General features: G+C 68.8%; 10 protein-coding genes. 5 read left to right on the top strand and 5 right to left on the bottom strand.

The features are described from left to right. Positions 1 to 9: 9 nt before the first annotated feature. Positions 10 to 2,034 carry an NADPH-dependent 2,4-dienoyl-CoA reductase gene (locus CFB35_RS06550; protein ID WP_089464702.1) on the bottom strand — a complete coding sequence of 675 codons (2,025 nt, stop codon included), beginning with the start codon at positions 2,032 to 2,034 and terminating at the stop codon, positions 10 to 12. 154 nt (positions 2,035 to 2,188) lie between these two features. Between CFB35_RS06550 and CFB35_RS06545 the strand changes: the two genes are divergently transcribed. Continuing rightward, the gene (locus CFB35_RS06545) at positions 2,189 to 2,755 is read left to right on the top strand and encodes a PadR family transcriptional regulator (protein WP_179231719.1); all 567 of its coding nucleotides are present in this window, start codon (positions 2,189 to 2,191) and stop codon (positions 2,753 to 2,755) included. 149 nt (positions 2,756 to 2,904) lie between these two features. Here CFB35_RS06545 and CFB35_RS06540 read toward each other — a convergent pair whose 3' ends face one another. The 4 genes from CFB35_RS06540 to wecB all read right to left on the bottom strand — a co-directional run bounded on the left by CFB35_RS06540 (position 2,905) and on the right by wecB (position 8,585). Next, positions 2,905 to 3,885 (bottom strand): NADPH:quinone oxidoreductase family protein, encoded by a 981-nt coding sequence (locus tag CFB35_RS06540; RefSeq protein ID WP_089464700.1) that lies wholly within the window; start codon positions 3,883 to 3,885, stop codon positions 2,905 to 2,907. A gap of 244 nt (positions 3,886 to 4,129) precedes the next feature. Continuing rightward, entirely contained in the window at positions 4,130 to 6,454 is a 2,325-nt protein-coding gene (locus tag CFB35_RS06535) for a xanthine dehydrogenase family protein molybdopterin-binding subunit (protein WP_089464699.1), read from the bottom strand. Further along, positions 6,451 to 6,912, bottom strand: coding sequence for a (2Fe-2S)-binding protein (locus tag CFB35_RS06530; RefSeq protein ID WP_059573824.1), 462 nt, complete (start codon positions 6,910 to 6,912; stop codon positions 6,451 to 6,453). Before CFB35_RS06530 ends, CFB35_RS06535 begins: the two co-directional genes overlap by 4 nt. Before the next feature lie 455 nt (positions 6,913 to 7,367). Further along, entirely contained in the window at positions 7,368 to 8,585 is a 1,218-nt protein-coding gene (wecB, locus tag CFB35_RS06525; RefSeq protein WP_089464698.1) for a non-hydrolyzing UDP-N-acetylglucosamine 2-epimerase, read from the bottom strand. Between the two features lie 1,171 nt (positions 8,586 to 9,756). Between wecB and CFB35_RS06520 the strand changes: the two genes are divergently transcribed. The 4 genes from CFB35_RS06520 to CFB35_RS06505 are packed head-to-tail and all read left to right on the top strand — an operon-like array spanning position 9,757 to position 14,132. Next, a complete protein-coding gene (locus tag CFB35_RS06520) occupies positions 9,757 to 11,325 on the top strand; it encodes a glycosyltransferase family 2 protein (protein ID WP_089464697.1) in 1,569 nt (522 codons plus the stop codon). 3 nt (positions 11,326 to 11,328) lie between these two features. Next, positions 11,329 to 12,342: a polymer-forming cytoskeletal protein gene (locus tag CFB35_RS06515; RefSeq protein ID WP_089464696.1), complete on the top strand. Its 1,014-nt coding sequence runs from the start codon at positions 11,329 to 11,331 to the stop codon at positions 12,340 to 12,342. Beyond that, positions 12,335 to 13,348 carry a YaiO family outer membrane beta-barrel protein gene (locus CFB35_RS06510; protein WP_089464695.1) on the top strand — a complete coding sequence of 338 codons (1,014 nt, stop codon included), beginning with the start codon at positions 12,335 to 12,337 and terminating at the stop codon, positions 13,346 to 13,348. The genes CFB35_RS06515 and CFB35_RS06510 overlap by 8 nt, the downstream gene beginning before the upstream one ends. A 13-nt stretch (positions 13,349 to 13,361) precedes the next feature. Further along, positions 13,362 to 14,132 carry a hypothetical protein gene (locus CFB35_RS06505; RefSeq protein WP_089464694.1) on the top strand — a complete coding sequence of 257 codons (771 nt, stop codon included), beginning with the start codon at positions 13,362 to 13,364 and terminating at the stop codon, positions 14,130 to 14,132. The last annotated feature ends 187 nt before the right edge of the window (positions 14,133 to 14,319 follow it).

The raw sequence follows: 14,319 nt of genomic DNA, 5'->3' as shown, positions 1-14,319 counted from the left end.
GAGTCGGTATCAAAGCGTCGCGGCCAGCGTCGTGCCCTGGTGAATCGCGCGCTTCGCATCGAGTTCGGCGGCCTCGTATGCGCCGCCGATCAGATGCACGCGGCATCCGGCGGCTTGCAGTTGCTCCGCCAGCTCGCGCGACGGCTCCTGCCCCGCGCAGATCACGACGTTGTCCACCGGCAGCGTCTGCTCGACGCCGTCGATCGTCACGTGGAAACCGTCGTCGTCGATGCGGCGGTACGTGACCGCCGACGACATCCCGACGCCGCGCGCCTTCAGCGCCGCGCGGTGAATCCATCCGGTGGTCTTGCCGAGCCCGTCGCCGACTTTCGACGCCTTGCGCTGCAGCAGATGCACGTGCCGCGCCGCCGGCTCGGGCCGCGCGGCGCCGAGCCCGCCCGCGGTCGCATACGTGCTGTCGACCCCCCATTCGCTGAAGAAACGGTCGGCATCGACGCGCTCGCCGCCGTCGCGATGAACGAGATATTCGGCGACGTCGAAGCCGATGCCGCCCGCGCCGACGATCGCGACGCTGCGGCCGACGGCCATGCCGTCGCGCAGCACGTCGAGATAGCCGAGCGCCTTCGGATGGTCGATGCCTTCGATCGGCGGTGTACGCGGCACGATGCCCGTCGCGATCACCACTTCGTCGAATTCGCGTTGCAACAGCATCTCGGCGCTCGCACGCGTATTGACGTGCAGCGTGATGCCGCGCAGCTCGATCTGCCGGCGGAAGTAGCGCAGCGTCTCGTTGAACTCTTCCTTGCCGGGCACTTTCTTCGCGAGGTTGAACTGGCCGCCGATCTCGGCGCCGGCCTCGTACAGCGTGACCGCGTGACCGCGTTCGGCCGCCGTGACCGCGAAGCCGAGGCCCGCCGGCCCCGCGCCGACCACCGCGATCCGCTTGCGCCGCGGCGCGGGACGAATCACGAGCTCGGTTTCATGGCACGCACGCGGGTTCACGAGGCACGACGTGATCCTGCCGCTGAACGTATGGTCGAGACACGCCTGGTTGCAGCCGATGCACGTGTTGATTTCGTCCGCGCGCCCTTCCCGCGCCTTGCGGACGAATTCGGCATCGGCGAGGAACGGCCGCGCCATCGACACCATGTCGCAATAGCCGTCGGCGAGCAGTTGCTCGGCGACTTCCGGCGTGTTGATCCGGTTGGTCGCGACGAGCGGAATGCCGACCTTGCCCATCAGTTGCCGCGTCACCCACGCATACGCGGCGCGCGGCACCTTGGTCGCGATGGTCGGAATGCGCGCCTCGTGCCAGCCGATACCGGTGTTGAGGATCGTCGCGCCGGCCGCCTCGATCGCCCGCGCGAGCCGGATCACCTCGTCGAGCGTCGAGCCGCCTTCGACGAGATCGAGCATCGACAGCCGGTAGATGACGATGAAGTTCGCGCCGACGCGTTCGCGCACGCGCCGCACGATCTCGACCGCGAAGCGGATACGGTTGTCGTACGCACCGCCCCACGCATCGTCGCGATGGTTCGTGCGCGCGGCGATGAATTCGTTGATCAGGTAGCCCTCGGAGCCCATGATCTCGACGCCGTCGTAGCCCGCATGCTGCGCGAGCGCCGCGCATCGCACGAAATCGGCGATCGTCTCGTCGACCTCGTCGCTCGTCAACGCATGCGGCGTGAACCGGTTGATCGGCGCCTTCAGCGCGCTGGGCGCCGCGAGCGCCGGGTGATACGCATAGCGCCCGAAATGCAGGATCTGCAACGCGATCCTGCCGCCTTCCGCGTGCACCGCACGCGTCACGACGCGATGGCGTTCGGCGTCCGCTTCGGTCGTCAGCATCGCGCCGCCGGGCGCCGGGCGGCCACGCTCGTTCGGCGCGAAGCCGCCCGTGACGATCAGGCCGGCCTCGCCCCGTGCGCGCTCCGCATAGAACGCCGCCATCCGCTCGAAGCCGTTCGGCGCCTCCTCGAGGCCGACGTGCATCGACCCCATCAGCACGCGGTTCCTGAGCGACGTGAAGCCGAGTTCGAGCGGGGTCGTCAAATGCGGATAACGGGAGGTCATCGGGAGCGTCTCCAATTTTTATGCAACAAGTTGCACGAATGGTAGCTCGCCGCCCTCGTTTATGCAACATGTTGCATAAACAGGGTCCCGTCGTTTGTGCCGTGGCCCCGATATGGCAAGATGCAGGCCATTGCGCAGCCTCCTTCGATCCGACATGTCCCTGCCTCACGCGCTTCTCACCGCCCTCGCCGAACGTCCCGGTTCGGGGTCCGAGCTCGCCGATCGTTTCGATCGCTCGATCGGCTACTTCTGGCAGGCGACGCATCAGCAGATCTATCGCGAACTCGGGCGTCTCGAGGAAGCGGGCTGGATCGAATCGCTGCCGGCCGAATCCGGTCGCGGCCGCAAGCGCGCGTACCGGATCCTGCCGGCCGGCAAGAAGGAATTGCGCCGCTGGATCGCCGAACCGGAAGATCCGACGCCGTTGCGCGAAGCGTTGATGGTGCGCCTGCGCGCGGAAGCCGTGCTCGGGCCGGCCGGCCTCGAGGACGAGATCCGGCGGCGCATCGCGCTGCATCAGGCAAAGCTCGACCTGTATCTGCAAATCGAGGCGCGTGATTTTTTGGCGGCCGGCGATCTGGCGGCCGGCGACCCGGCGGCCGGCGAGTCACGCACGAAGCGCCTGCAGCATCTGGTGCTGCAGGCCGGCATCGCGAACGAGCGGTTCTGGGTCGAGTTTTCGCAGCACGCGCTCGATACGCTGCGTCTGCCGAAGGATTGACGCCGCGGCGCGGCGGTTCGCTTCACCGCCGCTCGACATCGTGCGTCTGACTACATGGCGAGGATGCCTTTACAACGCTCGCCCCGCGCCCGTCGTCATGAAGAACCCGCCGCGCGGCCCGCGTTGAATCGCCGCGCGGCGAAACCGGATCACGCGTCCGGGAAAATCACCACCTTGCCCTTCACCTGCCGGTTCGCCATCCGCGCGATCGCGTCGGCCGCACCGTCCAGCGACACGCGCTCGGTGATCGCGGGCCGCACCTTGCCGGCCGCGAACCATTCGGCGAGCAGCCGCATGTTCGCGGCATGCTGCGCCGGATCGCGCCGCACCGCATCGCCCCAGAACACGCCGAGAATGTCGCGCTCCTTCAGCAGCGCGAGGTTCAGCGCAATCTTCGGAATCTCGCCGGCCGCGAAGCCGACCACGAGAAACCGGCCGCGCCACGCGGTCGCACGCAGCGCCGCTTCGCTGCATGCGCCGCCCACCGGATCGTAGACGACGTCGGCCCCGCACCCGCCGGTCAGTTCGTCCACGCGGCGGCGCAGATCCTCGGTCGCATAGTCGATCGTCTCGTCGGCGCCCGCTTCGCGGCACAGCGCGAGCTTGTCCGCGCTCGACGCCGCCGCGATCACGCGCGCACCGAGCGCTTTCGCGATCTCGATCGCGGCGAGCCCGACGCCGCCGGCCGCACCCAGCACGAGCAGCGTCTCGCCCGGCTGCAACCGCGCCCGCTGCTGCAACGCGTGCAGCGACGTGCCGTACGCGAGCACGAGCGCCGCGCCCTGCTCGAACGTCATGCCCGGCGGCAGCGCGGCGAGCTGGTGCGCATCGGCCACGCACTGCTGCGCGAACCCGCCGTGCCCGGTAAACGCCATCACGGAATCGCCGGGCCGCCATGCGGTGACGCCGTCGCCGACCGCATCGATCACGCCGGCAAACTCGGCGCCCGGCGAAAACGGCAGCGCCGGTTTCACCTGATAGAGCCCCTGGACGATCAGCGCGTCGGGAAAATTGAGCGACGCCGCCTTCACCTGGATCCGGACCTGCCCGGCAGCCGGTTCGGGAATCGCGACGTCCTCGATGCGCAAGCGGTCGATCGGGCCGAATGCGGTACACAACAGGGCTTTCATGCGCTTCTCTCTCCTTGCGCGGCGTGGCCGGGCATCGGTATGGTCCGCGGGATCCGCCCGCTCGGCCGGTTCGCGACGAACGCACGATGGCCTTCGGCGTCGGCACGATCGTCAGCATTCCGGCTGGCGGAAATTTAGCACGGTCGTTCGCAACCGACAACGACGCTCGCGCGAGTCCGCGCACCGGGAGGCGGGCCGGGCCGCGCGATGCGGCCCGGCGCCGCCGCCACGAACGGTGGTTGCGTCAACCCGCCCGCGGTTTCGCGAGCTGATCGGCAACCGGCAGGCTGCGGATACGCGTGCCGGTCGCCGCGAAGATCGCGTTGGTCAGCGCCGGCGCGACGGGCGGCAGGCCCGGTTCGCCGACGCCGCCGAGCGGCGTCGAGTAGTCGTCCGGCGCGACGAGATGCACGCGGATCTCGCGCGGCGCCTCGTTCATCCTCAGCACCTGGAAGCCGTTGAAGTTGCTCTGCTCCGGGTGGCCGTCCTTGAACGTGATCTCGCCGTGCAGCGCGATGCCGAGCCCCATCACGACCGCGCCCTCGAGCTGCGAGCGCACGCGCTCCGGATTGACCTGCGGCCCGCAGTCGATCGCGATGTCGACGCGCGGCACCGAGATCCCGCCGTCCGCGCCGACCTGAACCTCGCACACGGCGGCCGTGTACGACACGAAGCTGCGATGCGCGGCGATCCCGAGCCCGTGCCCCTTCGGCAGCTTGCGCCCCCAGCCGGCTTCGCGCGCGACCGTCTCGACCACGCGCCGCAGCCGCCCCGTATCGACCGGATACAGCGCGGGATCCTCGCCGTAGTTCACGTTCCTCACCGTGATGTGCGGTTCGAAACGCCGCGCGGGCCCGATCAGTTCGAGCAGGAAATCCTTCGGATCGCGGCCGGCCGCATGCGCGAGCTCCGACACGAAACTCTGGATCCCGAACGCATGCGGGATGTTGTACACCGAACGGAACCAGCCGATCCGCGTGTGCGCTTCGGCGGCCGGATTCTCGATCCGCACGTTCGGAATCGCGAACGGCAGATCCGCGATGCCCTGCGCGAGCTCGCCCGGCTGCTCGTGCACGACGCCGGCCCGGAACGTCGACTGGATCGACGGCGCGACCGTGCGATGCTGCCACGCGACGACCTTCCCCGACGCATCGATCCCGCCGTCGAACGCCTCGAGCGACACCGCGTGGAAGTAGTCGTGCGCGATGTCGTCCTCGCGCGTGAAGGTCAGCTTCACGGGCGCGCCGACCGCCTTCGACAGCAGCGCGGCTTCCACCACGTAATCGGGCTTCGACTTGCGCCCGAAGCCGCCGCCGAGCAGCGTCACGTTGACCGTCACGCGCTCGGTCGGCAAGCCGAGCGCCTTCGCGATCTCGTCGCGCGTGGTCTGCGGCGCCTGCGTGCAGGTCCACACTTCGCAACGGCCGTCGGCCACGCGCGCGACGGCCGCGGGCGGCTCCATCGTCGCATGCGCGAGATGCGGGACGTAGTACGTCGCACGCACGCGTTTCGCGGCGCCGGCGAGCGCGGCCGCCAGGTCGCCGTCGTTGCGGATCACGTCGCCCGGCTGAGCGGCGGCCGCTTCGAGCGTCTTGCGATAGGCGGCCGAGTCGTAGCCCGCATGCGGCCCGCGCTTCCAGTCGATCTTCAACTGCGCGCGTGCCTGGATGGCCGTCCACGTATCGCGCGCGACGACGGCCACGCCGCCGAGCGGCTGGAAGCCGGACGGCAGCGGCGTCGACGCCAGTTGCACGACCTTGACGACGCCCGGCAGCTTCTCGGCGGCCGACGCATCGAACGACGCGACCGTGTCGCCGTAGGCCGGCGGTCGCGCGACGACCGCATACAGCATGCCGTCGAGCCGCGTATCGATCCCGTACTGTGCCCGGCCGCCGACGATGTCGCGTCCGTCGATCAGCGCCGTCCTGCCCTTGCCGATATAGCGGAATTCGGCCGGCGCCTTCAACGCGAGCGTCGTCGTATCCGGCACCGGCAGCGCGGCCGCCTTCGCCGCCAACTCGCCGAAGCCGAGCGTGCGTCCGGTCTTCGGGTCGACGACCTCGTGCACCGTCACCTTGACCTGGCGCACGTCGACGCCCCACTCCGCAGCGGCCGCCTGCGCGAGCATCGTGCGCGCGGCCGCGCCCGCGCGGCGCAGCGCGGCGAAGCTCTGGCGCAAGCTGCGCGACCCATCGGTGTTCTGGTTGCCGTAACGCGCCTCGTCGCCGACCGCTTGCGCGACCTTCACGCGCGCCCAGTCCGCGCCCAGCTCGTCGGCCACCACGAGCGCGACGCTCGTGCGCACGCCCTGCCCCATCTCGGAGCGGATGCAGGTCACCGTGACGGTGCCGTCCGTTGCGATCGCAACGAACAGGTTCGGATCGTCGCGCAAGCCGTGCGGCATGCCTGCGCCGCCATACCGCGGATTCGCGCTGACGGGCGGCTGCACCGGCGCGGCCGCCTGCGCGAGCGACGGCACGCCGAACGCGAGCAGCAGCCCGCCTGACGCGAAGCCGAGCAGCAGCGCGCGGCGGCTTTCGTTGTGGACGGAGAATTCGGATGCGCTCATGCGGCACCTCCGCGGCGCACGGCCAGCCGGATCGCCGCGCGAATGCGCGTATAGGTGCCGCAGCGGCAGATGTTGCCGGACATCGCATCGTCGATGTCGGCGTCGCTCGGATGCGGATTCGTCTTCAGCAGCGACGCGGCCTGCATGATCTGCCCGGACTGGCAGTAGCCGCACTGCGCGACGTTCAACTCCTGCCACGCCTGCTGCAGCGGGTGCGTGAGGTCCGTCGACAGCCCCTCGATCGTCGTCACGCGCTTGCCGGAAGCCGCCGCGACCGGCGTGATGCAAGACCGGATCGCCACGCCGTCGAGATGGACGGTGCACGCACCGCACAGCGCCATGCCGCAGCCGAACTTGGTGCCGGTGTGGCCGAGGACATCGCGCAGATACCAGAGCAACGGCATGTCGGGATTGCCGTCGAAGTGCTGCTCGCTACCGTTGACGGTCAGCGTGATCATCGTTCACCTCCTGGTTGCGATGCCCGCCGGGCAGGCATCGGGTGGGGATTCGAACGGCGCGGCGCACATTCCGAACGATCAGGCAGGCGTGGCGCCGTTTCGTCGGCCGTGTCGCGTGCAGGCACGGCCGGGCGGATGCCGCGAACGATGCTGTCGGCCGGTTGCCCGTGCAACCTTTCAACCGAACGCCGGCCGGCCGCTCGTCCGCATGGATCGCCGTCGGCATTATCGAACCATTTCGGATTTGACGTCGGATCGGGGCGATTCGGGAGTTTTAGGCAAGCGGGAAGAACACACGGCCGGGAACGGCGCGTGTCGGCGGCATGACTGGCGAATGCAACGGGACGATTCGTGCCGGGGCGCACACGTGCAAACATCCGGCCGACCTCGCGGCCGGACCGGATGCTCGATGGATGCGCGCGAACGCGTCGAAACGCGCTACCGCATGGTTTTCCTCACGGCGAGCGCAACGCCTGCAACCCGAGCGCGAGCGCGTTGAACGGCATTTCGGCGGCACCCATCGCGAAACTCGTCGTCTTCGTGGGCACGCCGGGCGTTCGCATCAACGCGTGCACGATCCGCTCGCTCGCATGGCCGTCGCCATACGGATTGCTCGCGCGGGACATTTCCTCGTAAGCGCTTTCGCTGTCGAACAGCCGCGACGCCTCCCACACGATCCTGTCCTGGTCGGTCCCGACGAGCCGCGCGGTGCCGGCCTGAATCGCCTCGGGCCGTTCGGTCGTCTCGCGCGTGACGAGCACCGGCTTGCCGAGCGCCGGCCCCTCTTCCTGAATGCCGCCCGAATCCGTGATGATGAAATACGCGCGCGACATCAGGAATACGAACGAAAGATATTCCTGCGGCTCGATCAGGTAGATGTTGGGCACGCCGCCGAGCCGCGCGCGCGCCGGTTCCCGCACGTTCGGATTCAGGTGCAGCGGATAGACGAACTGCGCATCCGGATAGCGTTTCGCCAGCGTGCAGAGCGCGTCGCAGAAATTCCGGAACGGTTCGCCGAAACTTTCGCGGCGATGGCCGGTGATCAGCACGACGCGCCGCGACGGTTCGAGAAACGGGAAGTACGCGGCGATCCGGTCCGTTAGCGCGGCGGTGCGATCGAGCATGCGCTTGACCTCGTGCAACGCGTCGATCACGGTATTGCCGGTCAGCGAGACCGCCCCGCCCGGCACGCCCTCGCTCAGCAGATTGTCGCGTGCCTGCCCGGTCGGCGCGAAATGCCATGACGACACCGCATCGGTCACGCGGCGATTCAGTTCCTCCGGCCACGGCGACCAGATGTCGCCGCTGCGCAGCCCGGCCTCCACGTGCCCGACCGGCAGATAGCGATAGAACGCCGCGAGGCTCACCGCGAGCGTGGTCGTCGTATCGCCGTGCACCAGCACGACGTCCGGACGCAATTCGTCGAAGACCATGCCGATCGCCTGAAGAATGCCGGTCGTCACGTCGGTCAGCGTCTGGCCCTGCCGCATCAGGTTGAGATCGTAGTCGGGCTTGATGTCGAACAGCGTCAGCACCTGGTCGAGCATTTGCCGATGCTGCGCGGTCACGCATACCCGGGCGTCGACACCCGCCTGCGCCTTCAGCGCGCGCACCAGCGGCGCCATCTTGATGGCCTCCGGCCGAGTCCCGAACACAAGCAAGATCTTCTTCATCGTTGTCCTCGTTTAGCCGCTTCGCGCGTGGCGATCCTGCACGTGGCGCGAAGCATGTATTCGGGCGGCGCACCCCGTACTCGCGCGCGATCGACATGCCGTGGTGCTGCGGGGCGAGCGGCCACCTCGTCCGCGCGGTCCGGGCCGCGCGAATCGTCGTACTACCGGCCGGTTGCGGTGGATCCATCACGTCATGAGCAGCTCCTCGCCGTGTCGAGCGTCAGGTCCTCCTGCTACAGCAATATTCAAACCAGCCGGCCCGCATCCCGGCCCGCTTCGTTTCACGGCGATCGTGTGCACGCGGCGCGTTGCGGAATGTTTCACAACTGCTACGGGCGCCCGCATCGCCGCCCCCCGCGACAACGACAAACACCGGGACGCGCGCGCGATCCGTCCGACGACGTCGTCCGACGAATCGCGCATGCCTGTCGTCACGCGTGACGCATCGAAGCGCGCGCATCTTTCGACGCGCGTTGCGTCGTCTCGATTCGCCCCTTTCGTCGGTGCAGCGCGTGGCGCGCGCGCGGCCGTCGGCCGCCGTCGCGCGTACGGAATTTCTCCGGCGCGAGACGGCGCTTGCGTCACACGAATCGGTGCGCGGGAAATGTTGCGAATGTGTAACGCGGCGCCGAATCCGGCAAATACATCGGAGTGCGTTCCATTTTCCTCATGCGAAACCGGCGCACGTTTCGACCGCCATACCGCCGCCCGCGCGACGGATCAGAGACGACAGTCCGTCTGCGCAGCCGCTCCCCGCCAGCGCCCCAACGGACGGGACGAACCGGCCGCCACGCGAAGTGGGAAACGCTTGCCGCCGGCGCCGCGCGGGCCGAATGCGATCCGTGCACGCTGATTCGTCAGTGAATCAAAACGCGCCGCCCACGCGCGTCCCGGATCCGCTTCCCGGGCACGGCGCCTTGCCGCACGGGGTATCCGGGCAGATGGCTCACGCCTTGCTTGATGTCGGACAGGTGTCCCGAAGCACTCGCACGGCAGCAGACGGACGGGGACGCCAAGGCAACGAAGCCGGGAGGCGACGCAACGCGTCCGTCCGGGGCACCCGACCACGGCCCCTGCGCGACGGACGCGCCACCGCTTTCCATTGACATCCGCGCGATCCACGCAGCGCTTCGGCGCTCACCGGTCGTCGTTGCGGGACCGGGGACCAGACATGAAGAAAACGCGCACGGCGTCACTCTGTGAGCAAGGCATCCTGCTGCTGATCGTTCTTGCCTGCTCGCTGATCGTGCGCGATACCGACACCGCCTCGCAGGCAATTGCCGAACCCGCCCGGTTCGGCGCCCCCGCTGTCAACGCCGCGAACGCCGCACATATCGCGATCGCGGTGGAGCGAGCCGCGCTCGACAGCGTGACGCTGTCCGTCTCCGCGCAGGCGTCGCCCGATCCGGATGCGTCGCTCGCGCCGCCGCCCGCCACCCCGCCGGACCTCACGTTCGATCCCGAGTTGCTGCTGATGCCGTGCGTTGCCTACCTGTGGCTGTTCACGCTGCTGACGTGCGTGTATGCCGCACGGCACTACGTATTCAGCATCGACCGCCTGTTCAAGCCGCAGCATGCGCCCTACCGGACGATGACCCACGGCGATTGGCCGCGGCTCACGGTCTTCGTCGCCGCCCACAACGAGGAAACCGTCATCGTCGATTGCCTGATGGCGCTGCTGGCCACGACCTACCCGCGCGACCGGCTGACGATCATTCCGGTCAACGACCGCTCGACCGACAACACGCACGCGCTGATCGAGGAAGTCCGGGCGCTCGCGCCCGAGCTGATCCAGCCGTTTCACCGCGAGACCGGCAAGCCGGGCAAGGCGGCCGCGCTGAAGGATGCGCTGCGCTTCATCCGCGGCGACATCATGGTGGTATTCGACGCCGACTACCTGCCGCGCCCCGGGCTGCTGAAGGAGCTCGTCGCGCCGTTCTTCGACCCGGAAGTCGGCGCGGTGATGGGCCGCGTCGTGCCGCAGAACGCCGACAGCAACCTGCTCGCGCGGCTGCTCGATCTCGAGCGCGCGGGCGGCTACCAGGTCAACCAGCAAGCCCGCAACAATCTCGACCTGGTGCCGCAGTATGGCGGCACGGTCGGCGGCATCCGCAAGAGCGCGCTCGACGCCGTGGGCGGCTGGTGCGACGACACGCTCGCCGAAGACACCGACATGACCTACCGCCTGCTGCTGAGCGACTGGCGCACGGTATATCTGAACCACGCCGAATGCTACGAGGAAGTGCCGGAGCGCTGGGCCGTCCGCGCCCGGCAACTGACGCGCTGGGCGAAGGGCCACAACCAGACGATGCTGCGCTATCTGCTGCCGGTGCTGCGCAATCCGCTGATTTCGCGGCGCTGCCGGCTCGACGGCGCGCTGCTGCTCGGCGTATTCGCGATGCCCGCGCTGCTCGCGATCGCCTGGAGCGCCGCGCTCGCGCTCTACCTGTTCAACGGCGTCAACTCGACCGCGCTCGGTTTGCTGCTATCGCTGTTCGCGCTGTTCTCGTTCAGCACCTTCGGCAACTTCGGCGTGTTCTTCGAGATCGTCGTCGCCGCGCGGCTCGACGGCCGCGCGACGCGCCTGCGGCTCGTGCCGGTCAACGTCGTCGGCTTTTGCGTGACGATTGCGGCGGTCGTCTCCGCGCTCTGGGGGCTCCTGCTCGACGCCGCGTTGCGCCGCGAACTGAAATGGGACAAGACCGAGCGTTTTCGCCGGCAACTGAAACCGGAGCGATGAGCGATGACGACCTTCAACGTGATGGTGCCGGTGGCCGGCGTGCTCACCCTGCCGTTCCTGCCGCTGCTGCATGAACTGATCCGGCGCAGCGACGTCGCGGCGCTGCCGATCGGCGACGGGCCGTTCGTCGATCAGGCGCTGCTCGCCGCGCGCTGGCACGACGCGCTGCGCGCGCACGCGGCCGGCACGCCGCCGACGGATGCGTCCGGCGCCCCGCCGTGGCAAGCGCTCGGGCTGGCCGTGCAGCATGCGGAAGCGATTCACGTCGCACGCGACGCGCATCGCGACGACGTGCTCCACGCCGATCGCACGATCACGCTCGACGACGGCGCGCGGGCCGCGTACGCATTCGCCGACGAGCGCATCGACATCCACGCCGGCGCGACGATCGGCACGCTCGCGCATGCGCCGCTGGTGGACGTCGACGGCGCGGTGCTGCGCGGCGTCGTGGTCGGCGGCACGGTGCGCCTGCGCGGCGCCGGCGGCTTCGCGTGCCTGTACGGAGAGCCGATCGTCTTCGGCGCGGCGCCGGGCGCGCGGCCCGCGGACACGGCGGCCGCGCCGCGCCGCGCGATCTCGCTCACCCGCCACTTCGCGTCGCTGCCGCATCGCTTCCTGCACGGTCGTTACCTGCTGCCGTGCGACGTTCGCCTGCCCGCGCATACGGTCGTGCAAGGCAACCTGATCGTCGACGGGACGCTCGTCCTCGGCGAAGGCTGCGTGCTGCGCGGCAGCGTCAAGGCGCATCGCGTCGAGCTCGAACGTCACGCGTTGCTGCACGGCGCGGTATTCGCGCGCGACGACGTGTTGCTCGCCAGCGCGAGCTGCATCGACGGCGTCGTGTCGGCCGGCGGCCTGCTGCGGCTCACGGGTGCGCGCATCGGTGTCGCCGGTCATCCGGTCAGCGCGTGCGCGCGCGACGTGTCGATCGTCAATCATGCCTGCGTGCATGGTGACCTCGTCGCGTGGCGCAGCGGCTGGTTCCATACATCCCGTCAAGGAGCGCCTCATGTCTGATCGCCCCAGCCATCGCGGCCCGCGCGTGCCGGTTGCCACCCTCGCGATGCTGTGCGGCGTCGCCTTCGGCGCGCCCGCGGCGCTGGCGGAGCAGCCGGACGATGCCGCCGCCGTGCCCGCCGTGCAGCCTCCGGCCCCCGCGACCGTCATCACCCCACGCATGCGCGACGAGTCGATGTTCGTGCGTGTGGACGCGGAAGGCCTGCCGGACGGCGTGCCGCTCGCCGAATTCACGCCCGAGGATACGAACCGGCCGCCGCTGCCCGATGCCGTCGTCGCCCATGTGCAGGCGCCGCGGGAAACGCATACCGAACTGACGCTCGGCTATTCGAGCGCGCACCTGACACACGGCTACGGCGACTGGTACGGCGTCCACCTGCGCGGCGTCTATCAGGATGGCGGCCGCACCATCCTCGGCGAACTGGCGCAACTGCACCGCTTCGGCGAGAACACGCAGCTCGGCGCGCTCACCTACGTGCAGGATCTCGGGCCGGACTGGTTCGGCGGGATCGGCTTTTCGGGCACCACGTCGGGCACGATCCTGCCGAGTGCGCGCATCGACGCGTCGATCAACCGCAAGCTGTTGCCCGATCGTTCGCTGGTCGTATCGCTCGGCGCAGGCTACGCATGGAACCGCAGCGGACACCGCGATCAGCTCTATCACGCCGGCGTGATCTGGTACGCATTGCCGAAGTGGATTTTCGAGGCGGGCGCGAACTATACGGTCGATTCGCCCGGATCGGTGAAGGCGCCCGGCTACTACGGCGCCGTCACCTACGGCGAAGCCGGCAAGAGCGTGATCGTGCTGCGCGGCGGGGTCGGCCGCGAGGCGTATCAGGTCACCGGCTCGGGCACGCAGATCGCGGATTTCCGCAGCCACGAGATCACCGCGAAATGGCGCTACTGGTTCACGCGCAAGTGGGGAACGCAGCTCGAATTCGCCTACTACCACAACCCGTACTACTCGCGGATCGGCGGCGAGCTCAGCGTGTTCTATCGCTGGTAGGCGGGCGGACGCCGTGCACACGCATCCCGTCCGTCCTCCCGTCGATCGTTCGCTGCGCATTCACGCGCATCCGCAGCGCTGGCTGTGGTCGATCGCGCTGCTGACGCCCGCGCTGTACGCGTCGCTGTGGTTCGGATTGCCGCTGGCGTGGCGCTACTGGCGCTCGATCATGGCGTGGGGCGCGCGCGAGATCGATCCGGCGCTGCACGTGATCGTGATCGGTTATCCGCCCGACGCGCCACGCGTGCCGCTGCTGTCGATCGACGTGGCGGCCCGCCTGCCGGGCGGCATGCTGCTGGCCGCCACCGCCGCGCTCTGTGCGATCGGTTTCGCCGCATCGTTCATCCGGCGCGCGAACTGGCTGCCTGTTGCATATCTGTTACGTATCGCGAGCTTCACCCAGTTGCTGATTTGCGCGTACTTCTGGCTCGCGCCGGGCACGTTCCCGTATGTCCCGCAACTGCATCTGCGCGACATGTTCGTGCTGCACGGCGCGGCGATCGCGCTGATCCCGCTGGTGATGGCCGCGCTGTACTACCCGCTCGATTTCTCGCTGCTGCAAAAGGCCGCCGCATCGCTGCTGGTGCTCGGCTACTTCGTGGTCGCGCTGCCGTTCGTGATGCTGCTGCATGCGACGATCATCCATCACGGCTCGCTGCTGTTTCTGCCGTTCTGCTATTTCCTGCTCGGCGGGCCGCTGCTGATCGGGCTGCTGGTCACGCTCTATACCTACTGCGCGAGCTGGCCCGGCGCACTGACGCGCGATCGCGATTCCGTCTGCTGATAGTGCCGTCAAACGCGCCGTATCAGCGATGAAACGAATCCGCCGCGTTTGCGACCGCGCCACGCGACGTGCATCGCAGGAAGCCAGCAGGACCGGGCCTCCTGCGCCAATGGCACGTTGTTCGCTTCTTTCAACGTGTCGCATCGAGTCCTCTCGTCGGCGAAGGCAGCGCCGCGCACCGACGCAT

This window comes from Burkholderia sp. AU16482, assembly GCF_002223285.1.
GTDB classification, from domain to species: Bacteria; Pseudomonadota; Gammaproteobacteria; order Burkholderiales; family Burkholderiaceae; genus Burkholderia; species Burkholderia semiarida.
The sequence above is the reverse complement of the archived record's forward strand: the minus strand, read 5'-3'. Positions and strand labels throughout refer to the sequence as shown.

What these genes read in the sequence shown, in the direction of transcription:
- CFB35_RS06550 (WP_089464702.1), bottom strand. Translation starts at nt 2,034, where the DNA reads ATGACCTCCCGTTATCCGCATTTGACGACCCCGCTCGAACTCGGCTTC.
- CFB35_RS06545 (WP_179231719.1), top strand. Translation starts at nt 2,189, where the DNA reads ATGTCCCTGCCTCACGCGCTTCTCACCGCCCTCGCCGAACGTCCCGGT.
- CFB35_RS06540 (WP_089464700.1), bottom strand. Translation starts at nt 3,885, where the DNA reads ATGAAAGCCCTGTTGTGTACCGCATTCGGCCCGATCGACCGCTTGCGC.
- CFB35_RS06535 (WP_089464699.1), bottom strand. Translation starts at nt 6,454, where the DNA reads ATGAGCGCATCCGAATTCTCCGTCCACAACGAAAGCCGCCGCGCGCTG.
- CFB35_RS06530 (WP_059573824.1), bottom strand. Translation starts at nt 6,912, where the DNA reads ATGATCACGCTGACCGTCAACGGTAGCGAGCAGCACTTCGACGGCAAT.
- wecB (WP_089464698.1), bottom strand. Translation starts at nt 8,585, where the DNA reads ATGAAGAAGATCTTGCTTGTGTTCGGGACTCGGCCGGAGGCCATCAAG.
- CFB35_RS06520 (WP_089464697.1), top strand. Translation starts at nt 9,757, where the DNA reads ATGAAGAAAACGCGCACGGCGTCACTCTGTGAGCAAGGCATCCTGCTG.
- CFB35_RS06515 (WP_089464696.1), top strand. Translation starts at nt 11,329, where the DNA reads ATGACGACCTTCAACGTGATGGTGCCGGTGGCCGGCGTGCTCACCCTG.
- CFB35_RS06510 (WP_089464695.1), top strand. Translation starts at nt 12,335, where the DNA reads ATGTCTGATCGCCCCAGCCATCGCGGCCCGCGCGTGCCGGTTGCCACC.